The sequence below is a fragment of the Leisingera coralii genome, from assembly GCF_049056525.1.
In the GTDB taxonomy this organism is placed as follows: Bacteria; Pseudomonadota; Alphaproteobacteria; order Rhodobacterales; family Rhodobacteraceae; genus Leisingera; species Leisingera coralii.
Window position 1 is genome coordinate 23075 of record NZ_JBHUPT010000029.1, and the last position, 20544, is coordinate 43618.

Annotated in this window: 19 protein-coding genes; 7 read left to right on the top strand and 12 right to left on the bottom strand. The window is 64.4% G+C overall.

The genetic code is table 11. The annotated features are described in order from the left end of the window. Window positions 1-5: 5 nt before the first annotated feature. Together ACFMBG_RS10935 and ACFMBG_RS10940 are read right to left on the bottom strand one after the other, a co-directional pair. Entirely contained in the window at window positions 6-806 is an 801-nt protein-coding gene (locus ACFMBG_RS10935; protein WP_421054725.1) for an alpha/beta fold hydrolase, read from the bottom strand. Then, window positions 803-1405: a 2-hydroxychromene-2-carboxylate isomerase gene (locus ACFMBG_RS10940; RefSeq protein WP_421054726.1), complete on the bottom strand. Its 603-nt coding sequence runs from the start codon at window positions 1403-1405 to the stop codon at window positions 803-805. Before ACFMBG_RS10940 ends, ACFMBG_RS10935 begins: the two co-directional genes overlap by 4 nt. Window positions 1406-1512: 107 nt before the next feature. Here ACFMBG_RS10940 and ACFMBG_RS10945 point away from each other — a divergent pair, with 107 nt between their 5' ends. Further along, on the top strand, window positions 1513-2535 hold the full coding sequence (locus tag ACFMBG_RS10945) for a ribose-phosphate pyrophosphokinase (RefSeq protein ID WP_421054727.1): 1023 nt from the start codon (window positions 1513-1515) through the stop codon (window positions 2533-2535). A 90-nt stretch (window positions 2536-2625) separates the two neighbouring features. Here the strand turns inward: ACFMBG_RS10945 and ACFMBG_RS10950 are convergent, their stop codons facing one another. Further along, window positions 2626-3114: a DUF2938 domain-containing protein gene (locus ACFMBG_RS10950; RefSeq protein ID WP_421054728.1), complete on the bottom strand. Its 489-nt coding sequence runs from the start codon at window positions 3112-3114 to the stop codon at window positions 2626-2628. A 151-nt stretch (window positions 3115-3265) separates the two neighbouring features. Between ACFMBG_RS10950 and ACFMBG_RS10955 the strand changes: the two genes are divergently transcribed. Next, window positions 3266-3667 carry a helix-turn-helix domain-containing protein gene (locus ACFMBG_RS10955; protein WP_421054729.1) on the top strand — a complete coding sequence of 134 codons (402 nt, stop codon included), beginning with the start codon at window positions 3266-3268 and terminating at the stop codon, window positions 3665-3667. Here the strand turns inward: ACFMBG_RS10955 and ACFMBG_RS10960 are convergent. Next, a complete protein-coding gene (locus ACFMBG_RS10960; protein WP_421054730.1) occupies window positions 3664-4014 on the bottom strand; it encodes an H-type lectin domain-containing protein in 351 nt (116 codons plus the stop codon). The two genes, ACFMBG_RS10955 and ACFMBG_RS10960, sit on opposite strands and share 4 nt — an antisense overlap. A 374-nt stretch (window positions 4015-4388) precedes the next feature. Between ACFMBG_RS10960 and nhaC the strand changes: the two genes are divergently transcribed. After that, window positions 4389-5819, top strand: coding sequence for a Na+/H+ antiporter NhaC (nhaC, locus tag ACFMBG_RS10965; RefSeq protein WP_421054855.1), 1431 nt, complete (start codon window positions 4389-4391; stop codon window positions 5817-5819). Between the two features lie 72 nt (window positions 5820-5891). Next, window positions 5892-6914, top strand: coding sequence for a GlxA family transcriptional regulator (locus ACFMBG_RS10970; protein ID WP_421054731.1), 1023 nt, complete (start codon window positions 5892-5894; stop codon window positions 6912-6914). Between the two features lie 13 nt (window positions 6915-6927). Here ACFMBG_RS10970 and ACFMBG_RS10975 read toward each other — a convergent pair whose 3' ends face one another. The 8 genes from ACFMBG_RS10975 to ACFMBG_RS11010 form a co-directional block, all read right to left on the bottom strand. Then, window positions 6928-8145, bottom strand: a complete 1218-nt coding sequence (locus ACFMBG_RS10975) for a PAS domain-containing protein (protein ID WP_421054732.1) — start codon at window positions 8143-8145, stop codon at window positions 6928-6930. Between the two features lie 142 nt (window positions 8146-8287). Further along, window positions 8288-9892 (bottom strand): methyltransferase regulatory domain-containing protein, encoded by a 1605-nt coding sequence (locus ACFMBG_RS10980; RefSeq protein WP_421054733.1) that lies wholly within the window; start codon window positions 9890-9892, stop codon window positions 8288-8290. A gap of 273 nt (window positions 9893-10165) precedes the next feature. Then, a complete protein-coding gene (locus tag ACFMBG_RS10985) occupies window positions 10166-10579 on the bottom strand; it encodes a F0F1 ATP synthase subunit epsilon (RefSeq protein WP_421054734.1) in 414 nt (137 codons plus the stop codon). 56 nt (window positions 10580-10635) lie between these two features. Continuing rightward, window positions 10636-12060 (bottom strand): F0F1 ATP synthase subunit beta, encoded by a 1425-nt coding sequence (gene atpD, locus ACFMBG_RS10990; protein ID WP_421054735.1) that lies wholly within the window; start codon window positions 12058-12060, stop codon window positions 10636-10638. 21 nt (window positions 12061-12081) lie between these two features. Beyond that, a complete protein-coding gene (locus ACFMBG_RS10995) occupies window positions 12082-12957 on the bottom strand; it encodes a F0F1 ATP synthase subunit gamma (RefSeq protein ID WP_421054736.1) in 876 nt (291 codons plus the stop codon). Window positions 12958-12972: 15 nt separating this feature from the next. Beyond that, window positions 12973-14511: a F0F1 ATP synthase subunit alpha gene (gene atpA, locus ACFMBG_RS11000; protein ID WP_421054737.1), complete on the bottom strand. Its 1539-nt coding sequence runs from the start codon at window positions 14509-14511 to the stop codon at window positions 12973-12975. Then, window positions 14512-15072, bottom strand: a complete 561-nt coding sequence (locus tag ACFMBG_RS11005; RefSeq protein ID WP_421054738.1) for a F0F1 ATP synthase subunit delta — start codon at window positions 15070-15072, stop codon at window positions 14512-14514. Between the two features lie 375 nt (window positions 15073-15447). Continuing rightward, window positions 15448-16194 carry a class I SAM-dependent methyltransferase gene (locus ACFMBG_RS11010; RefSeq protein WP_421054739.1) on the bottom strand — a complete coding sequence of 249 codons (747 nt, stop codon included), beginning with the start codon at window positions 16192-16194 and terminating at the stop codon, window positions 15448-15450. Between the two features lie 55 nt (window positions 16195-16249). Here ACFMBG_RS11010 and gloB point away from each other — a divergent pair, with 55 nt between their 5' ends. From gloB to ACFMBG_RS11025, 3 genes are all read left to right on the top strand, one after another. After that, window positions 16250-17023, top strand: coding sequence for a hydroxyacylglutathione hydrolase (gene gloB, locus ACFMBG_RS11015; protein WP_421054740.1), 774 nt, complete (start codon window positions 16250-16252; stop codon window positions 17021-17023). A gap of 176 nt (window positions 17024-17199) precedes the next feature. After that, window positions 17200-19524, top strand: coding sequence for an ATP-dependent Clp protease ATP-binding subunit ClpA (clpA, locus tag ACFMBG_RS11020; protein WP_421054741.1), 2325 nt, complete (start codon window positions 17200-17202; stop codon window positions 19522-19524). Further along, window positions 19524-20501 (top strand): M23 family metallopeptidase, encoded by a 978-nt coding sequence (locus ACFMBG_RS11025; RefSeq protein WP_421054742.1) that lies wholly within the window; start codon window positions 19524-19526, stop codon window positions 20499-20501. Before clpA ends, ACFMBG_RS11025 begins: the two co-directional genes overlap by 1 nt. Window positions 20502-20544 lie beyond the last annotated feature (43 nt).

Here is a 20544-nt window from a genome sequence, read left to right on the forward strand (position 1 = left end):
AAGGATCAGCCCGGCTGCCAGAACCGGCGCAGCAGTTCAGCGGTCTCTTGCGGGTGGGTGACCGGCAGCATGTGGCCTGCGCCGGGCACCGAGACGGCGCGGGCATCGGACAGGCGGCGGGTGAGGCCCTGGGCAATCTCTGCCATCACCGGCGGGCTGTCCGAGCCGGTGACCAGCAGCGCAGGCATCGTGACGGGATCCAGTGCCCCCGGAGCCAGGGTGGCGTTTTCATCCAGATAGAGCGTGCCGTAGCTGGCCGGGATCACCGGCATTGCGCGCATCATCGCGGCGCGCAGCTGCTCCGGCAGGTCGGGCCATTTCGGCTCTCCCGGCCCCCACAGGCGGTTGAACAGCCGGGTTGTCAGCTCCAGATCGCCGGCGGCCCAGGCCGCGTCGATGGGCTGGCTGTCCGCCTCTACCGCGGCCAGCACGTCCGGGGCGTCCGCCTTGGCCACGGCAAACAGCACCGGCTCGATCAGGGTCAGGCTGCGCACCAGATGCGGCCGCGCCATCGCCATGCGCAGGGCAACGGTGGCGCCGAAGGAATGGCCGACCAGGTCCACCGGTTCGGTCAGCAGCGCCAGCCCGGCCTCCACGTTCAGCAGCTGGTAGTTGCCCTGCCCGTCCCAGTCCGGGCTGCGGCCGTGGCTGAGCATGTCGAAGGCGGTGAGGGTGATGTCCTCCGCCATCACTTCTGCCAGGCCGCGCCAGGCGCCGGAATGGGCCAGCGAGCAATGCACCGCCAGCACCGGCCGCGGGCCCTGCCCGAAGCTGCGCGAGAAGATACCGTCCAGCTGAGCCGTCACGCCGCGGCCTCCGCCAGATGGGCGTCCAGATCCTCCAGCCGGTCCTGGCCCCAGAACCTGGCGCCGTCCGCCGTCACCCAGAACGGCGCGCCGAACACGCCGGCCTTGACCGCGTCCTCGAGGTTTTGCGCATAGGTCTCCGCGCCGGCCAGGAGGCCGCTGTCCGCAAGCGCGGCGTCGAAGCCGGCGCCCGCGAGGCAGGCGCGGATCACCGCATCGTCTGCGATGTCCTTCTCCTCGGCCCAGCAGGCGCGCAGGATGGAATGGACCAGCTGACCCATATCGCCGCCGCCCGCGTTTTGGGCTGCGATGATGGCATAGGAGGACGGGGCCGCATTGGTGGGCCAATGGGCGGGCTTGAGGTTGATGGGCAGGCCCAGCTTGGCCGCCTGCCGCTCCAGCTCGATCAGCCGGTATTCCTGGCGCGCCGGATGCCGCTCGCCCGGGGGCGTGCCGCCGGTGCGGGAAAACAGCGCCAGGATGTCCAGCGGCTTGCAGGTCACCTCGGCGCCGTGGCGGGCCGCAATTTCCCACGGGCGGGTTCCGGCGAGATAGGAAAATGGCGAAAGGGTGGAAAAGTAGAAATCAATTGCTGCCATAGGATGTATCTCCCGCTTAGAACTTTGCGCGAAGGTAAGTGCATGATAAGCGGGGTTCAATATCACGAATCTGACACATTGCCATTGCTGCCTGGGGATAACAGCCAATGCCGACCTTGAACGAACCCAAGCTGATTGCTGGGAACGCCAACCTTCTTCTTGCCCAAGCCATTACCCGCCGCATGAGCCTGCACCGCGGTGTCGACCAGGGGCTGGTGGATGCCCGCGTCGAGCGGTTCAATGACGGCGAGATCTTCGTCGAAGTCTATGAGAACGTCCGCGGCGAGGACATGTTCATCATCCAGCCGACCTCGAACCCGGCCAATGACAACCTGATGGAGCTCTTGATCATCGCCGATGCGCTGCGCCGCTCCTCGGCCCAGCGGATCACCGCGGTGATCCCCTACTTCGGCTATGCCCGCCAGGACCGCCGCACCAAGGCGCGCACCCCGATCTCCGCCAAGCTGGTCGCCAACATGCTGACCGGCGCGGGCGTCGAGCGGGTGCTGACCATGGACCTGCACGCGGCGCAGATCCAGGGCTTCTTCGACATTCCGGTGGACAACCTCTATGCCTCGCCGATTTTTGCGCTGGACGTGAAGGACCAGTTCAAGGACCAGATGTCCGAGATCATGGTGGTGTCCCCCGACGTCGGCGGCGTGGCCCGTGCCCGCGAGCTGGCCAAGCGCATCAACGCGCCGCTGTCGATCGTCGACAAGCGCCGCGAGAAGCCGGGTGAAGTGGCGGAGATGACCGTGATCGGCGACGTGAAGGACAAGATCTGCCTGATCGTCGACGACATGTGCGACACCGCCGGCACCCTGTGCAAGGCCGCCCAGGTGCTGCTGGACAACGGCGCCAAGGAAGTGCACGCCTATATCACCCACGGCGTGATGAGCGGCCCGGCGGTGGAGCGTGTGTCCAACTCGGTGATGAAGTCGCTGGTGTTGACCGACTCGATCCAGCCGACCGAGGAAGTGAAAGCCGCGCCGAACATCCGCATCGTGCCGACCGCGCCGCTGTTTACCCAGGCGATCCTGAACATCTGGCACGGCACCTCTGTGTCGTCGCTGTTCGAGGACAAGACGCTGGTTCCGATCTACGAGAACCTCTACTCGAACGGCGGCTGAGGCGGCCCCGGTTTCCGGATTTGAGAAAGCCCCGCCATTGTGCGGGGCTTTTTGCTGCTGCCGCCTGTCCCGGCGCCTGGCCGCCAGGTTTTACAGCTGTGCCAGGCAAAGCGCCGACAGCCACAGCCCTGCCCCGAAGGTGAGATGCGTTGCCAGGCTTTTCAACCGGGCCTTGTTCGGGGCGGGTGTCCGCCGGGCGGCCAGGCCTGCGCCCATGCCCGGCTGCAGGATCAGGAAGGGCGCCGCGAGCGTCAGGACGCCGAAGGCCAGAGCGGGCCAAGGGCTTGGGTTATCTATCCAGGCCCGGCCAGCTGCGGGCAGAAACAGGGCCGCAAACACGATGCCGGTCAGGTAGTGCGCGATCCAGCCGATCAGCCGTTCGCCGCGGACAGGCGGGCTGGCCGTGATCGGACGGTGAACGAAGCGTCCCCGGACGGCATGGCCCAGCCAGCGCCCGGCCAGAGCGTAGTCCAGTGTTTGGAACCGCAGCAGATGTTTCTGAACCAGTGTCCCCAAGTCCATGGTCGCCGTTGCTCCTATGCCGACAAATAACGCGCTGAAAATGAAATTGTGGTCCATATGGCCCTTTGCCTTTGCTGTTTTGGTGTCACGTCTGTGGCGGGCCTACGACTTGAAGTTCACTTTAAGTCAAGCCTGTTTCCGGGGCTGGCCTTGCCAGTTCCGCCGCGGCGTGCCAGCCTTGCTTCTTGAAGCCAGCTTGAGGTCAAGGATGAAACTTCTGGATATCGGCGAGGTTGCGGAGCGCTCCGGCGTCGCAGCCTCGGCGCTGCGGTATTATGAGGAGATCGGGCTGATCACCTCGATCGGGCGCAAGGGGCTGCGGCGGCAGTTCGGGCCGGAAACGCTGCTGCAGCTGTCGCTGATCACCCTCGGTAAGGCGGCCGGGTTTTCACTGCAGGAGATTGCCGGGATGTTCGGACAGGACGGCCGGCCGGATCTGCCGCGGGACCAGCTGCACGCCCGCGCCGACGCGCTGGAGGCGCAGATCCGCGAGCTGTCCATGCTGCGGGAAGCGCTGCGCCATGTGGCGGACTGCCCGGCGCCCAGCCATATGGAGTGCCCCAAGTTCCGGAAGCTGCTGCGCACCGGACGCCTAACGGCCAAGGTCTAACCGACGTCCCAGTCATCGGCATACGGCAGTTCGCCGATGGCCAGCCAGGCGGCGCGCAGGCGGGCGGCGCGGCTGTCGGCCCAGGTGCGGAAGACAATCTCAAACCCCTCGCAGGTGATGTTTTCCGCCACCAGCTCTGCCCGGATGGCCGCTGAGGTGTCCATGTCCCAGAGCGACACCGACACATGCACCGAGGGCGGGCGGGCAAACGGCTCGGCAAACTGCACCGCCCGGCGCCGCTCGCGCGGGCCGGAGCCGGTCCACATCTCGCCGCCATCCTCGAAATCCGAAAAGATCCCGATATCGCCCTGATCGACCCCCGTGCGGGGGTTGCGCAGTCTTTTCATGCTGTTTCCCAAGCGGTTAGCCTGCTTCTCGAAGTAAGTCATACAGCAGGTTTATCCAGAAACCAGCCGCAAAGTCCCGGCAGCTGTTGCCTTTGCGCAAGGCAGTTGCAGACCCGGCGGTTTGCGGCCCTGAATCCCTTCCCGGCTTACGGCTTCGTCTCCAGGGAGAATTCCCCCAAAGGAACGAAACTTCCCCGCTGAGGGAATTCCACCCCTTTTGTCGCAAAAAACGAACATTCCGGCGCGCTGGCATCGAGTCCGGGAGGGCGTTGTCTGGTGTGTATCTGCATCCGCCTCGCACAGGCGATCTGACCCAAGGGAGGAGAAACCCCGTGTCACCAATTGATCCGAATACTGTGAAACCTGGCCTCGGGATGGCGCTGCTGCCCATCGTGCTGACGCTGGCCGTTCTGGGGGTCCAGCTGTTCTATTTCGGGGATTTCACCCCGCATATCCCGCTGGCCATCGGCATTGCCATCACCGCGCTGGTGGGGCTGAAGCTGGGCCACAAGTGGGACAATATCGAAGAAGGCGTGTTCCACGTCATCAACATCTCGCTGCCGTCGGTGTCGATCCTGATCACCGTCGGCATGATCGTCGGCATCTGGATTGCCAGCGGCACCGTGCCGACGCTGATTTACTACGGCCTGAAAATCCTGTCGCCGGAGCTGTTCCTGGCCGCGGGTATGGTGCTGTGTTCCATCGTGTCGGTGTCGCTGGGCACCTCCTGGGGCACCGTGGGCACCGTCGGCCTGGCGCTGATGGGGATTGGCGCGGGCTTTGGCATTCCGATGTACTGGACCGCCGGCGCTGTGGTCTCCGGCGCATTTTTCGGCGACAAGATCTCCCCCTTGTCGGATACCACCAACCTGGCCCCTGCCGTGACCGGCACCAACCTGTTCGACCACATCCGCAACATGCTGCCGACCACCGTGCCGTCGATGCTGATTGCGCTGGTGATCTACCTGGTTGTCGGGTTCACCCTGATCGACACCTCGCAGGTGTCGTTTGAGCGGATCGACGCGATCACCGCGGCGCTGGACGAGGCGTTCTGGATCTCGCCGCTGATGCTGCTGCCGGCGCTGCTGGTCATCTTCCTCGCCGTGAAGAAGCAGCCGCCGATCCCGTCGCTGTTTGCCGGGGCTGTTGTCGGCGGCATCATGGCGATGGTGTGCCAGGGCGCGGGCCTGCATGAGACCTTCACATTCGCCAACAGCGGCTATGCCATCGACACCGGCGTTGCGGAAATCGACCCGCTGCTGAACCGCGGCGGCATCCAGTCGATGATGTGGACCATTTCGCTGGTGCTGCTTGCGCTGGGGTTCGGCGGCGCGCTGGAGCGGACCGGCTGCCTGCAGGCGATCATCGAGGTGATCATTGCCCGGGTGAAAAGCTTTGCCGGCATCCAGACCTCGGCGATCCTGACCTCGGTGGCGACCAACACCGTGGCGGGCGACCCCTATCTGTCGATTGCCCTGCCGGGCCGCATGTATGCGCCGGTTTACCGTGGCATGAAGTATTCGCCGCTGAACCTGTCGCGCGCCATCGAGGAAGGCGGCACCCTGGTGTCGCCGCTGATCCCCTGGAACGCAGGCGGCGCCTTCGTGATCTCGGCGCTGGCGCTGGGTATTGCTGATGGCAACTTTGAGAACCTGCTGTATATCCCGCTGGCCTTTGCCTGCTGGCTGTCGCCGCTGATCGGCATCTTCTATGCGATGACCGGGCTGTTCTCGCCCCGCGCCAGCGAAGAGGAAATCATCGCCTGGGAAGACAGCGGTGAGCCGGTGGCCGAGCTGACCGCCTGACCGCCCCGCGCGCCGGAGCCTCCCCTCCGGCGCGCGTTTTGAAGTGAACATCCCATCTGTTAGGTTAGTGATATGCATCCCCGCAGCTTTGTCCCGAAAGGTGCGGCCAGTTTCCGGGTTGATTACGACGGGCCGCCAAAAGACATCTACTTTCTGCTTCTGCCGAAGCTGACCATGCTGGCGTTCAGCGCTGCCGTGGAGCCCTTGCGGATCGCCAACCAGGTGACCGGCAAGGAGCTGTACCGCTGGTTCCTGATCAGCGAGGGCGGGCAGCCGGTGCCCTGCTCCAACGGGATCGGCATCAATACCGACCTGGCGCTGGAGGACCTGCCCCGCGGCAGCTTTGCCTTTATCTGCTCCGGCATCGAGCCCTCCGACAGTGCCAGCCCCAAGGCCCTGTCGTGGATCCGGCGGCAGAATGCGCATGGCAGCCGCTTTGGCGGCATCTGCACCGGCGCCTTTGCCCTGGCCCAGGCCGGCATCCTGCAGGACCAGCGCTTTACCCTGCATTGGGAGAACCAGCCGTCGTTTTCCGAGTATTTCCCCGGGCTGGAGCCGACGGCGAACCTCTATGAGATCGACAACGGGCTGATGACCTGCGGCGGCGGCAATGCGGCCACCGACATGATGCTGGAGATGATCGAGACCGATCATGGCAAGGATCTGGCGGTGATCGTGTCGGACATGTGCATCCACTTCCGCTCCAACAACCGTGAGGCGCTGCAGAAGTCGGCCTATTCCGTTGCCTTGAGCAGCCGCAACCAGCATTTGATCAACGCGATGCAGTTCATGCACGACACCATCGAGGAACCGGTGGAGATCGGGGTGGTGGCGGAGCACGCGCAAATCTCGCGCCGCCAGCTGGAGCGGCTGTTCCAGCGCTATGTCGGCACCTCGCCGGTGCAGTTCTATATCGAGCTGCGGGTGGGACGGGCGCTGGCGCTGCTGAATGAGACCAACATGACGGTGGCAGAGATCTCCGCCGCCACCGGCTTCAGCAGTGCCACCCAGCTGTCGATCCGCTTCAAGAAGCGCTACGGGCAGTCGCCCGCCTCGTTCCGCAAGAGCTGGGCCGGGAAGGCGGCGGAGGAATAGCCCCGGCGCCGGCCTATTTTTCGTCGCAGGCGAGCGCCGCGCTGAGTTCCGAGATCTTCTCCAGCCGCGCCGAGATCCGGTCCTGGAACTGGCCCAGCTCGTCGATGATCGAGTTCAGCGATTCCCCCACATGGCCCAGCCGCGCGCATTCGATCTTGCACAGCACCCGGGTGGTAGTGAGCGCCATGAAATGGCGGTGCAGGGTCAGGCAGGCCTTCTGGATCCGGTCGGCTTCGAACCGGACATCCTGCAGGCTGGCCCGGGCCTTGGTGAACTGGGTTTCGGTCAGTTCTGCCAGGATTGCCTGCTCGCGGGCGATATCGGTGAGGGCGGTGCTGTCTTCCTGATCCAGCTGATGGCCGCATTCGGTGAGGATGCGCGCCAGCCCTTCGACAAACATGGCTGCTGTCACGGTGCCCTTGATGGCCCGGAAATTGCTGTTCTTGCCCCAGACATGGGCCTCGAACCAGCTGGACATCTCCCGCGACATGGAACTGTAGTTCTGGGACAGAACGGTGACCGGCCCGCCGGCCGGCTCGATCCGCGAGGCGATGACACGCAGGTTGTGCGGGATGGTGCGCATGGATTCGAACTCCTGCACCAGCGCCTCGGTCTCCTGCACCAGCTGTTCGGCGGTGGAGAACATGGTGCGGCGTTCCGCCAGCCGCACATCCGCCGGGCGCTGCAGCCCGGCGTCGCGCGCCAGCAGCTCCTCCGCCAGGGCGTGGCCGGCAAAATCGCTGTAGGTGGCAAAGCCCAGCTCGCGCAGGCGGTCCAGCAGCCGGGCGGCGCTGTCCTCAGGGCTCAGCCCTTCGGTGTGTTCCGCCTGGCGCAGCCGGGTGTATTCCTGCTCCACCGTCCGCAGCAGCGGGCTGGTCGGCTTGATCCGCGCCGACAGGTAGCCGCCCTCGCAGGGGGTGACGATGGCAAAGACCCAGTAGAAGCTGCCGTCGCTGGCGCGGTTCTTGACATAGGCGCCGACGGTGCCGCCGCCCTTGATGGTGTCCCACAGCAGCTGGAACACCGCCCGGGGCATGTCCGGATGGCGGATAACCTTGTGCGGCGCCCCCAGCAGCTCCTCCAGAGGGTATTTGGCGACCCGGCTGAACACCGCGTTGCCGGCCCGGATGACACCGCGGTCATCGGTCCGGGAAAAGAACACTTCGTCCAAGGCAAAGTAAGCCTCTTTGCCCCTGGTCTGAGCAGTCAGCGTGCGGTCTTCAAAGGACACGATTCAGTTCCTGTCAGTGATTGTTTAGTGCGGGTTTCTGTGTAACCGGCAGTGCTTGTCAAATTGCTAATGAGGCACGTGCCGCTCAGCTTTTCCTGCAGCGCCGGAGCCGGCAGCAAGACCGCTGCCGGCAGGCGGGGGATCAGGCAGCGGCGCCCTGCGCCTGCGCCTCGCCGCTGTCCTGCAGCGCTGCGCTGCTGTCCGGCAGCGTCACGCCCAGGCTTTCGAGGAGCGGCAGGCGGCGGGCGGCGAAATTTCCGGCCCGGGCGCGCAGCAGGGCGAGGTTTTCTTCCTCGGTTTCCAGCACTCTGCCCTCGTGCTGCAGCCGCTGCCCCTGCGGCGCCAGGATGCGCCAGGCCAGCGCCGCCCAGTCCGCCGGGGTTTCCAGCCCCTCGCTGCGGGCCAGCAGGAACAGCTGCTCGAACCGGTCAAGCTCCACCCCGCCGCCGGTGACCGGCGAGGCCAGAAAGCGCAGGGCCTCGCTGTCCTCGGCCCGCTTGCAGACAGCCTGGTTGAAAGCACGGCAGGCGGCGGCGCGTTCTGCCAGCCCCTCCAGCGGCAGGCAGGGCGTGATGATGCCGGTGCCCGCCAGCACCGTCAGCATCAGGGCGATGCTGCCCCAGTCCATGGCGCCGAACACGCCCTGATCCAGCAGGCTGCGCAATGTTGCGGGGCCTTGGGCCAGCGCCTTTAGCACCGGCGCGTACTGCGCCTGCTCCAGCGGCAGGTCCTTGCCGCGGTGATGGAACTTCAGCGCGCCGCCGCTGTAGGTGCGGGTGAGCGCAAACGGCGTTGCGAACCAGGCGCCGATTTCGCCGCGCGGGGTATGCGCCAGCTTGCCCTTGACAAAGATGTCGGTGCGGAAATGCTCGTTCAGCAGCACGTCCCGCAGGCCTTCGCGGCGGTCCGGGTCCGGCTCCGCATCCAGCAGCGCCTGCTGCTGCGGCGTGAAGCGGACACTGTCGACATTGTCGAGCGGATGCACCGAGCCGAGGAAGCTGAGCTTGGCCTGCGCCAGGCTGCCTGCCAGATCCTCGAAAAAGAACGGCGTCCAGTCCTTGTTGAAATACTCATGCGCCAGGTAGTTTTCCGGCATTGCCTCCATATGCTTCAGCCGCTGTCCCGCGCCCGGGTTATGTCCAAAGTAGCCCGCGCCGGCCTTTTCCAACTCCCTGGCAAAACCCATCGCATCGCTGATCCGCCCGGTCAGCGGCCCGCTGCCCTGCTCTGCCCGGCTGGCAAGAATGCGGCGCAGCGGCATTGCGGCAGCCCAGCCGGGCAGCGCGTTGCAGCTGACATAGACCAGGCCGCCCGGCCGCAGCCGCTGCGAAATAAACCTGGTGATATGGTCGCGGTTTTCCTCGGACACCCAGCTGAAGACACCGTGCAGCGCGATGATGTCAAAGCTTTCCGGCAGGCCCGGCGTTTCGCCGAAATCCTCGAAGCAGCGTTCGTGGAAGTGCATGTTGTCCAGCCCGGCCTCCTGCGCCAGTTCGGCCGCGCCGGCGATATGCGCGGGGCTGAAGTCCATCGCGTGGAATTCGATCTGCGGGTTCGCCGCCGCCAGCAGGTTGGCCGAGAACCCCTGGCCGCAGCCCAGCTCGCAATAGGTTGCGCCGGGACGGTCCAGCCCGTGCCGGTGGCCCTGGCGCATGGCGCCGAAAGCCAGCAGAGCCGGTGTCAGCTGCTGGTGGAAGTCGAAGGTGTAGTCGATGCCGGCGACATAGCCGGAGGTCCAATCGGTCACGGGGAATCCTGCAGTTGGTTTATTGATGGCTCCCATCGATTTTTTGGAAAATTGATGAGGATCAGGTTAAGAACCTTCGCTTCACCGAAATGTCACCGGTCCGTGAAGCGGCGGCAGCGCCGACCGGAGTTTTACAAAACTCCGGCTAGGAAAATTATCAATTTTCCTGGCCGTTTTCCTCCCAGGAAAACGGCGGGAGCGGCCTGGCGATCCCCCAAACGAAAACCGGCCCCCAAAGGGAGCCGGTCTTTAGTGTAGCAATCCAAAACCGGATCAGAGGGACATATGGGTGCCCAGGGCTTCCATGTCGGCGAGCAGCTTGGCTGCGTCCTCGACCAGGCCGTGCGGCTGGTCTTCCTCTTTCGCGGTCTTGTACATCACGCGGGCTTCCTCGATCAGCTCGTTCATCTGATCGCGGGTCATTTCGGCCATCGGGATCGCGCGCTCGGCCAGAACCGACAGGCTGTCGCCTGCGATTTCGGCAAAACCGCCGGTCACCAGATACTCCGAGTTGCCTTCGGGGCTTTCGACCTTCAGCACGCCGGGGCGCAGGGTGGTGATGGTCGGCGCGTGCTGAGGCATCGCCGTCATGTCACCCTCGGACCCGGGGATCTGAACCGCGCTGGCCTGCAGCGACGCCAGGGCGCGCTCGGGGCTCACGAGGTCGAATTGCATCGTTTGTGCCATTGGGGCCTCCTTTCAGGGTCCCCCCGCACCGCGGGGGCGCGGGGGAAAATCCGTTCTTAGGCGGCTTCCGCAGCCATCTTCTCGGCTTTGGCGATCACTTCGTCGATGCCGCCAACCATGTAGAAGGCGCCTTCGGGCAGGTGGTCGTATTCGCCGGCCACAACAGCCTTGAACGACGAGATGGTGTCTTCCAGCGGAACCTGGACACCGTCGGAGCCGGTGAAGACCTTCGCAACGTCGAACGGCTGGGACAGGAAACGCTGGATCTTACGCGCACGCGCAACGGTCAGCTTGTCCTCTTCCGACAGTTCGTCCATGCCGAGGATGGCGATGATGTCCTGCAGCGACTTGTAGCGCTGGAGGATCTGCTGAACGTCGGAAGCAACCTTGTAGTGCTCTTCGCCAACGATCGCCGGGTCCATCAGACGGGAGGTGGAGTCCAGCGGGTCCACGGCCGGGTAGATGCCGAGCTCGGAGATCGCACGGTTCAGAACGGTGGTCGCGTCCAGGTGGGCAAAGGTGGTTGCCGGTGCCGGGTCGGTAAGGTCGTCCGCGGGAACGTAAACGGCCTGGATCGAGGTGATCGAGCCGTTCTTGGTGGAGGTGATGCGTTCCTGCATCGCGCCCATGTCGGTGGCCAGGGTCGGCTGGTAGCCCACAGCCGAAGGAATACGGCCGAGCAGAGCGGACACTTCCGAGCCGGCCTGGGTGAAGCGGAAGATGTTGTCCACGAAGAACAGAACGTCGGTGCCGGACTGGTCGCGGAACTGCTCGGCCAGGGTCAGGCCGGTCAGCGCAACACGGGCACGGGCTCCCGGAGGCTCGTTCATCTGACCGTAGACCAGGGCCACCTGGGATTCTTCCAGGTTGTCCGGCTTGATCACGTTGGATTCGATCATTTCCCAGTACAGGTCGTTGCCTTCACGGGTCCGCTCGCCAACACCGGCGAACACGGAGTAGCCCGAGTGCACCTTTGCGATGTTGTTGATCAGTTCCATGATCAGAACGGTCTTGCCCACGCCGGCGCCGCCGAACAGGCCGATCTTGCCGCCTTTGGAGTACGGGGCCAGCAGGTCGATGACCTTGATGCCGGTCACCAGGACTTCGGACTCGGTCGACTGGTCGCTGAACTCGGGTGCGGGCTGGTGGATGGCGCGGGTCTCGGTCGCGTTGACCGGGCCCTTTTCGTCCACCGGCTCGCCGACGACGTTCAGGATGCGGCCCAGGGTTGCGTTGCCGACCGGGATCGAGATCGGGGCGCCGGTGTCGGTCACTTCCCGGCCGCGCACCAGGCCTTCGGTTGCGTCCATTGCGATGGTGCGGACGGTGTTTTCACCCAGGTGCTGGGCCACTTCCAGAACCAGGGTCTTGCCCTCGTTCTCGGTGTGCAGCGCGTTCAGAATTGCGGGCAGGTGGTCGTCGAACTGGACGTCCACAACGGCGCCGATGATCTGGGTCACCTTGCCTTTTGCTTGTGCCATTTGTTGGTCTCCGGTTGTCTCTTAGAGCGCCTCAGCGCCCGAAATGATTTCAATCAGCTCGTTGGTGATCACGGCCTGGCGGGAGCGGTTGAACTCGATGGTCAGCTTGTCGATCATCTCGCCCGCGTTGCGGGTTGCGTTGTCCATCGCGCTCATCCGGGCACCCTGTTCGGATGCACCGTTTTCCAGCAGCCCCGCGAAGATCTGGGTCGCCACGCCGCGCGGCAGCAGGTCCGCGAGGATCCGCTCTTCGCCGGGCTCGTAGTCGTAGACGGCGCCAGAGCTCTCGCCTTCCTCAGCTTCAAACGAAGCCGGGATGATCTGCTGCGCGGTCGGGATCTGGGTCACCACGTTGACGAACTCCGAGTAGAAGATCGTGGCAACGTCGAATTCACCAGCATCGAACCGGGTCAGGATGTCCTTGGCGATCGCCTGCGCGTTGGCATAGCCGACGCGCTTGACTTCGCTGAGGTCCACATGGCCGACGAAATCACTGCCGAGGTCGCGCTTCAGGGCGTCGCGGCCCTTCTTGCCGACGGTCAGAACCTTGACCGTCTTGCCCGCGGCCTTCAGCTCGGCCGCCTTCTGGCGGGCGAGCTTGGCAATGTTCGAGTTGAAGCCGCCGCACAGACCGCGCTCGGCAGTCATCACGACCAGCAGCTGAACCTGGTCCGAGCCGGTGCCGCGGAGCAGCTTGGGCGCGGAGTCGGAACCGCCGACCGAGGCCGCCAGCCCCGCCATCACGGCATTGAACCGCTTGGCGTAGGGCCGGGAATCCTCGGCAGCTTCCTGGGCGCGGCGAAGTTTCGCCGCGGCCACCATTTGCATGGCTTTGGTGATCTTGCGGGTCGATTTGACCGACTCGATCCTGTTTTTAAGGTCCTTGAGAGAAGGCATGTCCCGACTCTCTCCTTATGCGAAGGTGGCGGCGTATTCGTCGATCGCAGCCTTGAGTTTGTCAGCGGCGTCGCCCTTGATCTTGGGATCTTCGTTGGTGATCCAATCCAGGGTTGCCTTGCCTTTACCGCGCATGTGCGACAGCAGGCCGGCTTCCCAGCGGCCGACGTCCTTGAGGTCGACCTTGTCGAGGTAGCCGTTGGTGCCGGCGAAGATGACGCAGACGATTTCGGCGTTGGTCAGCGGCGAATACTGCGGCTGCTTCATCAGCTCGGTCAGGCGCGCACCGCGGTTCAGCAGCTGCTGGGTGGCGGCGTCGAGGTCGGAGCCGAACTGGGCAAAGGCCGCCATCTCGCGGTACTGGGCCAGCGACAGCTTAACCGGGCCTGCAACGGTCTTCATCGCGTTGGTCTGGGCCGAGGAGCCCACACGCGAAACCGACAGACCGGTGTTCACAGCCGGGCGGATGCCCTGGTAGAACAGTTCGGTTTCCAGGAAGATCTGGCCGTCGGTGATCGAGATCACGTTGGTCGGAATAAACGCCGACACGTCGCCGCCCTGGGTTTCGATGACCGGCAGAGCGGTCAGCGAGCCGGCGCCGAAGTCCTCGTTCAGCTTTGCCGAACGCTCCAGCAGGCGGGAGTGCAGGTAGAAAACGTCGCCCGGGTAGGCTTCACGGCCCGGCGGACGGCGCAGCAGCAGCGACATCTGGCGGTAGGCCACGGCCTGCTTGGAGAGGTCATCATAGATGATCAGCGCGTGCTTTCCGTTGTCGCGGAAGTATTCGGCCATCGCGGTCGCGGCATAGGGCGCCAGGAACTGCAGCGGTGCCGGGTCGGACGCGGTTGCGGCAACCACGATCGAGTATTCCATGGCGCCGGACTCTTCCAGCTTCTTCACCAGCTGAGCAACGGTCGAACGCTTCTGGCCGACAGCGACGTAGACGCAGTACAGTTTCTTGGACTCGTCGTCGCCTGCGGCGTCGTTGTAGGTCTTCTGGTTCAGGATGGTGTCCAGAGCCACGGCGGTCTTGCCGGTCTGACGGTCGCCGATGATCAGCTCGCGCTGGCCGCGGCCGATCGGGATCATCGCGTCAACCGATTTCAGGCCGGTTGCCATCGGCTCGTGCACCGATTTGCGCGGGATGATGCCCGGCGCCTTGACGTCAGCGACCTGGCGCTGCGCGGCGTTGATCGGGCCCTTGCCGTCCAGCGGGTTGCCCAGACCGTCGACAACGCGGCCCAGCAGTTCGGGGCCTGCGGGAACGTCCACGATCGAGTTGGTGCGCTTGACGGTGTCGCCTTCTTTAATGTCGCGGTCGGAGCCGAAGATCACGATACCGACGTTGTCGTTTTCCAGGTTCAGCGCCATGCCCATGATGCCGCCCGGGAATTCGACCATTTCACCGGCCTGAACATTGTCGAGGCCGTAAACGCGGGCAATACCGTCACCAACGGACAGCACGCGGCCGATTTCTGCCACTTCGGCTTCTTGACCAAAATTCTTGATCTGGTCTTTCAGGATCGCAGAAATCTCTGCTGCTTGGATACCCATTTATCCGACCTCTTTCATTGCATTCTGTAGGGAGTTGAGCTTGGAGCGGATCGAGCTGTCGATCATCTTCGAGCCCACTTTAACGACGAGACCGCCAATGATGGACGCATCGACGGTGGCATTGATGGTGACTTTCTTGCCCACGCGCTCGGCCAGGGTCTTGGCCAGCTTTTCGCTCTGGGTCTTGGTCAGCGCCTTGGCGGACACCACCTCGGCGGTGACTTCGCCGCGGGCCTCGGCCAGGCGGTCGCGCAGCGCGCCGATCAGCGCGGGCACCACGAACAGGCGGCGCTTGTCGGCCATCAGGGCAAGGGTATTGCGCAGGACGGGATCCAGGCCCATCTTGTCCGCCACCGCGGTGATCGCGGCGCCCTGCTCTTCGCGCGACAGGAGCGGCGAGTGGATCAGGCTGTTGAGGTCTTCGCTGTCAGCCAGCGCGGCTGCCAGATCATTGATGCTGGTTTCAAGGCTGTCGAGCGCCTTGTTTTCTTCAGCGATGTCGAACACCGCCGTGGCATAGCGCGCAGCAATGCCTGCAGAAATCGAAGCTGGTTCGGACACGTCCACCCTTCCGATATGTTTTTGGCCCCGGTTGGCATACCTGGCCTTCAGGCGGCGTCCGGGGGCGTGAGTCATCCCCCATTGGCAGCGGGGCGTTGAAATCAGCGTGGGTCTAGCAGAGCGGATGCGACCTATCAACTGTCTATAACGGTAACATATGAAAGCATGTTTCCCGTGTTTTCAAAGGCTTGCAGGAAGTGCGGCCCTTTGACCACAGTCGTTAAATAAAAAAGTGCGGCTGAACTGCAGGATTTTGCGATTCCGGAAAGCGGCATTTGCGCCAAAAAACGTCACATATCGGTGCTGAGGCCGCTTTTGGCGCACTCCTGAGGCCCCTTCGGCAGTTTCCGGGAATCGAAATCGGCACCCGCGGGGTCAGGCCGGTTCCGGCATCGGGTTGGACAGGCCTTCCAGCACCCGGATGCGGCTGGGGGTCTTGGTGCGGATCATGTGGCCCTTCTGCGGGTAGGTCTGCTTGCTGACCTCGACCATGAACACGCCGCCGGCCAGCATTGCCGGCAGTTTGCGCCCCATCTTCTCCAGCATGGCGCCGGATTTGAGCCAGAACCGCTTGTGGCTGGGCAGCCGGTACAGCGCCGCGGTGTGCTGCTCGATGGCGAACTGATGCTCGCGCAGCTGGCCTTCGAGCTGGCGCAGGGTATAGGGGCGGCCATAGCCGAATGGGGTCAGATCCGAGCGCGCCCAGAGCCCGGCCCGGTTCGGCACGATGAAAATCGCCCGCCCGCCCGGCCCCAGCACCCGCCAGCATTCCTCCAGCAGGCGGGAGGGCCGTTCCGAGGTTTCCAGCCCGTGCAGCACCACCAGCCGGTCGGCCCGCCCGGTATCTATGGGCCAGCTGGTCTCCTCGCACAGAACCGAGACATTGGGCATCCCCGCCGGCCATTGCATCACCCCCTGCGGCCCCGGCATCAGCGCCATCACCCGGCGCGCGTCCGGCAGGTAGGGGCGCAGCAGCGGCGCGGCAAAGCCGAAGCCCGCCACCGTCTGCCCCTCCGCCTCCGGCCACAGCTCTAGCAGGCGGCCGCGGATCGAGGCCTGCGCCGCACGGCCCAGCGTGCTGCGGTAATAGAAGTTCCTCAAATCCTGCACATCAAGATGCATTGCGGGCGCCTGCTGCTTCGGCCAATCTGGGCGCAGTTTAGCAATGTAAAGGCGAATGGCCATGCCTCTTGAGATCATCACCCTGCCCTGCCTGTCTGATAACTATGCCTTTTTGATCCATAATCCGGCCTCGGGCGAAACCGCGCTGGTGGATGCGCCCGAAGCCGGCGCCATCAAGGCAGCGCTGTCGGACCGCGGCTGGGGGCTGGACTGGATCCTGCTGACACATCACCACTGGGACCATGTCGACGGGGTTGCGCAGTTGCAGGACGCCTTTGGCGCCAAGGTGATCGGCGCGCAAGGAGACGCCCATAGGCTGCCGCCGCTGGATAGGACGGTGGAAGACGGCGGCACATTCTCCCTGCTGGGCGAAGAGGTGCAGGTGATGGATGTCTCCGGCCACACGGTGGGCCACATCGCCTTTTACATCCCTGGCGCAGAGGCGGTGTTCACTGCCGACAGCCTGATGGCGCTGGGATGCGGGCGGCTGTTCGAGGGCACCCCAAAGCAGATGTGGTCCAGCCTGTCGCGTCTTGCCGCTCTGCCGCCGCAAACTATGGTTTACTCCGGGCATGAATACACCCAGGCTAACGGTGCCTTTGCGGTCACCGTGGATCCCGGCAACCCGGCGTTGCAGGACCGCATCCGCGATATCGCGAGCGCGCGGGAAAAGGGTGTTCCAACAGTGCCTTCGTCCTTGCGATTGGAACTTGACACCAATCCGTTCCTGCGCGCGGGCAACAATGCCATCAGAGCGCACCTGGGCATGGAAGATGCTGAAGACGCAGAAGTTTTTGCCGAAATCCGCAAACGCAAAGACAATTTCTGAGCAAATCAAGGGCCCCGGGGTGCAACAGGGAGAAAATAATTGTGACCCCAAAATGAAGAAAAGCCCTTGAAGCCGGCGCTCTATCAACCAAACTCTAACCATATAAGCACATGGTTGAACTGAGGGGTTGGTTAATACCGCCCCGCCGGCCAACCCAAGATCAGAGGAGCACGCCCGTGCCTTCATTCTCGAGCACCCTGGAACAGGCCATTCACGCAGCGCTTGCGCTGGCGAATGAACGCCGTCATGAATTCGCAACCCTGGAACATCTGCTTCTGGCCCTGATCGACGAGCCCGACGCGGCCCGCGTGATGCGCGCCTGCAGTGTCGACCTGACCGAATTGCGATCCTCCCTGGTGGAATTCGTGGATGAGGATCTTGCCAACCTTGTGACCGATATCGACGGATCGGAGGCGGTGCCGACCGCCGCCTTCCAGCGCGTTATCCAGCGCGCCGCGATCCACGTCCAAAGCTCCGGCCGCACCGAGGTGACAGGCGCCAATGTGCTGGTGGCGATCTTTGCCGAACGCGAAAGCGATGCCGCCTATTTCCTGCAGGACCAGGAGATGACCCGCTATGACGCGGTGAACTTCATCGCCCACGGCGTCGCCAAGGACCCGGCCTACGGGGAGTCCCGCCCGGTGACCGGCGCAACGGAGCAGGAAGAGGACAACCTGACCGCTGCCCCCGAAGGCGAGAAGAAGGAGTCGGCGCTGGCCAAGTACTGCGTCGATCTGAATGCGAAATCCCGCGACGGCGACATCGACCCGCTGATCGGCCGCGATCACGAGGTGGAGCGCTGCATCCAGGTGCTGTGCCGCCGCCGCAAGAACAACCCGCTGCTGGTGGGCGACCCCGGTGTCGGCAAGACTGCCATCGCGGAAGGCCTGGCGCGCAAGATCGTGGCCGGCGAAACCCCCGAGGTTCTGTCGGAAACCACCATCTATTCGCTCGACATGGGCGCGCTGCTGGCAGGCACCCGCTACCGCGGCGATTTCGAGGAACGGCTGAAGGCCGTGGTCTCCGAACTAGAGGACCACCCGGACGCGGTGCTGTTTATCGACGAGATCCACACCGTGATCGGTGCCGGCGCCACTTCGGGCGGCGCAATGGACGCGTCCAACCTGCTGAAACCTGCGCTGCAGGGCGGCAAGCTGCGCACCATGGGCTCCACCACCTACAAGGAGTTCCGCCAGCACTTCGAGAAGGACCGCGCCCTGTCCCGCCGGTTCCAGAAGATCGACGTGAACGAGCCGTCGGTGGAGGACTCCATCGAGATCCTGAAGGGCCTGAAGCCCTATTTCGAGGAGCATCACGGCATCAAGTTCACCGGCGAAGCGATCAAGACCGCGGTGGAGCTGTCGGCGCGCTACATCAATGACCGCAAGCTGCCGGACAAGGCCATCGACGTGATCGACGAGGCCGGCGCCGCGCAGCACCTGATCATCGAAAGCAAGCGCCGCAAGACCATCGGCGTCAAGGAGATCGAGGCTGTTGTGGCGAAGATCGCCCGCATCCCGCCCAAGAACGTCTCCAAGGACGATGCCGAGGTGCTGAAGGATCTGGAGAACTCGCTGAAACGCGTGGTCTTCGGCCAGGACGATGCGATCACCGCGCTGTCGAGTGCCATCAAACTGGCCCGTGCAGGCTTGCGCGAACCGGAGAAGCCGATCGGCAACTACCTGTTTGCGGGCCCCACCGGCGTCGGCAAGACCGAAGTGGCCAAGCAACTGGCAGATCAGCTGGGTGTGGAACTTCTGCGCTTCGATATGTCGGAGTACATGGAGAAGCACGCGGTCTCCCGCCTGATCGGCGCGCCTCCGGGCTACGTCGGGTTCGACCAGGGCGGTCTGCTGACCGATGGTGTCGACCAGCACCCGCATTGCGTGCTGCTGCTCGATGAGATCGAGAAGGCGCATCCGGACGTCTACAACATCCTGTTGCAGGTGATGGACAACGGCCAGCTGACCGACCACAACGGCCGCACCGTGAACTTCCGCAATGTGATCCTGATCATGACCTCCAACGCGGGTGCCTCCGAGCAGGCAAAGGCTGCCATCGGCTTTGGCCGCGACCGCCGCGAGGGCGAGGATACCGCCGCGATCGAGCGCACCTTCACGCCGGAGTTCCGCAACCGTCTGGACGCGGTGATCTCCTTCGCGCCGCTGTCGAAAGAGGTGATCCTGCAGGTGGTCGAGAAGTTCGTGCTGCAGCTGGAAGCTCAGCTGATGGACCGCAACGTCTCGATCGAGCTGACCCGCAAGGCCGCCGAATGGCTGGCCGACAAGGGCTACGACGACCGTATGGGCGCGCGGCCCCTGGGGCGGGTGATCCAGGAGCACATCAAGAAGCCGCTGGCCGAGGAGCTGCTGTTCGGCAAGCTGACCAAGGGCGGCGTCGTCAAGGTCGGCATCAAGGATGGCAAGCTGGACCTCCGGCTGGAGGGTCCGGGCAAGCCGCGGATCTCCGGCGACCGGCCGCCGCTCCTCACCGCGGACTGATGCGCTCCGCAGCCCTGTTAACCGCTTTATCGCTCGCCGCACCCGCCGCGGCGGGCGATTTTCGTTTGCAGTTCCCGCTGGACTGCACCCTGGGCCAGGACTGCCACATCCAGCAGTTCGTGGACCATGACCCGGGACCGGGGGCCACGGATTTCACCTGCGGCACCCTCAGCTATGAGGGCCACAAGGGCACCGATATCGCCCTGCCCTATCTCTCGGACATGCAGGCCGGTGCCACGGTCCGCGCCGCCGCGGATGGCGTCGTCCTGGGCACCCGCAACAGCATGCCGGATCAATATGCGACGGACGAAAACGCCGCGGCCATCGAAGGCAAGGAATGCGGCAACGGCGTGGTGCTGCGCCACGGGGGCGGCTGGGAAACCCAGTATTGCCACATGAAGCGCGGCTCGGTCCGGGTGCAGAGCGGCATGAAGGTCAAGGCCGGCGACGTGCTGGGCGAAGTCGGCCTGTCCGGCAAGACCCAGTTCCCGCATCTGCATCTGTCTGTCCGCAAGGACGGCGCGGTGGTTGACCCGTTTGCCCCGGACAGCTTCGGCACCTGCGCCGGCCCGTCCGGGCAGACGCTCTGGGCCGATCCGCCGGCCTACCAGCCCGGCGGAGTGCTGGGCGCAGGCTTCAGCACCGCTATCCCCCAATACCAGGCCATCAAGGATGGCACCGCGGACGAGGCGCCGCTGGCCGCGGATGCGCCGGCCTTTGTTTTCTGGGCCTATGCCTTTGGCGGCCAGGCCGGCGACACGCTGGAGCTGACGGTGACCGGCCCAAGCGGCGAGCTTGTCACCCAAAGAGAAGCCCTGAAAAAGGATCAGGCGCAGTTCTTCCGCGCCACCGGCCGCCGTCTGCGCGGCGGGTCCTGGCCTCAGGGCAGCTATACCGGCACGGCCCGGCTGCTGCGCGGCGGCAGCGAAGTGGACAGCTTCAGCAGCAGCATGACACTCAGCGCCGCCTCGCAATAACGCTTTCAGGCTCATGGTGCCGCAGATGCCGGGGCAGCAGCCC

Bases quoted from the DNA above. Each gene is read 5' to 3' on its own strand.
- ACFMBG_RS10940 (WP_421054726.1), bottom strand. From the start codon at position 1,405: ATGGCAGCAATTGATTTCTACTTTTCCACCCTTTCGCCATTTTCCTAT.
- ACFMBG_RS10945 (WP_421054727.1), top strand. From the start codon at position 1,513: ATGCCGACCTTGAACGAACCCAAGCTGATTGCTGGGAACGCCAACCTT.
- ACFMBG_RS10950 (WP_421054728.1), bottom strand. From the start codon at position 3,114: ATGGACCACAATTTCATTTTCAGCGCGTTATTTGTCGGCATAGGAGCA.
- ACFMBG_RS10955 (WP_421054729.1), top strand. From the start codon at position 3,266: ATGAAACTTCTGGATATCGGCGAGGTTGCGGAGCGCTCCGGCGTCGCA.
- ACFMBG_RS10960 (WP_421054730.1), bottom strand. From the start codon at position 4,014: ATGAAAAGACTGCGCAACCCCCGCACGGGGGTCGATCAGGGCGATATC.
- nhaC (WP_421054855.1), top strand. From the start codon at position 4,389: ATGGCGCTGCTGCCCATCGTGCTGACGCTGGCCGTTCTGGGGGTCCAG.
- ACFMBG_RS10970 (WP_421054731.1), top strand. From the start codon at position 5,892: ATGCATCCCCGCAGCTTTGTCCCGAAAGGTGCGGCCAGTTTCCGGGTT.
- ACFMBG_RS10985 (WP_421054734.1), bottom strand. From the start codon at position 10,579: ATGGCACAAACGATGCAATTCGACCTCGTGAGCCCCGAGCGCGCCCTG.
- atpD (WP_421054735.1), bottom strand. From the start codon at position 12,060: ATGGCACAAGCAAAAGGCAAGGTGACCCAGATCATCGGCGCCGTTGTG.
- ACFMBG_RS10995 (WP_421054736.1), bottom strand. From the start codon at position 12,957: ATGCCTTCTCTCAAGGACCTTAAAAACAGGATCGAGTCGGTCAAATCG.
- atpA (WP_421054737.1), bottom strand. From the start codon at position 14,511: ATGGGTATCCAAGCAGCAGAGATTTCTGCGATCCTGAAAGACCAGATC.
- ACFMBG_RS11010 (WP_421054739.1), bottom strand. From the start codon at position 16,194: ATGCATCTTGATGTGCAGGATTTGAGGAACTTCTATTACCGCAGCACG.
- gloB (WP_421054740.1), top strand. From the start codon at position 16,250: ATGGCCATGCCTCTTGAGATCATCACCCTGCCCTGCCTGTCTGATAAC.
- ACFMBG_RS11025 (WP_421054742.1), top strand. From the start codon at position 19,524: ATGCGCTCCGCAGCCCTGTTAACCGCTTTATCGCTCGCCGCACCCGCC.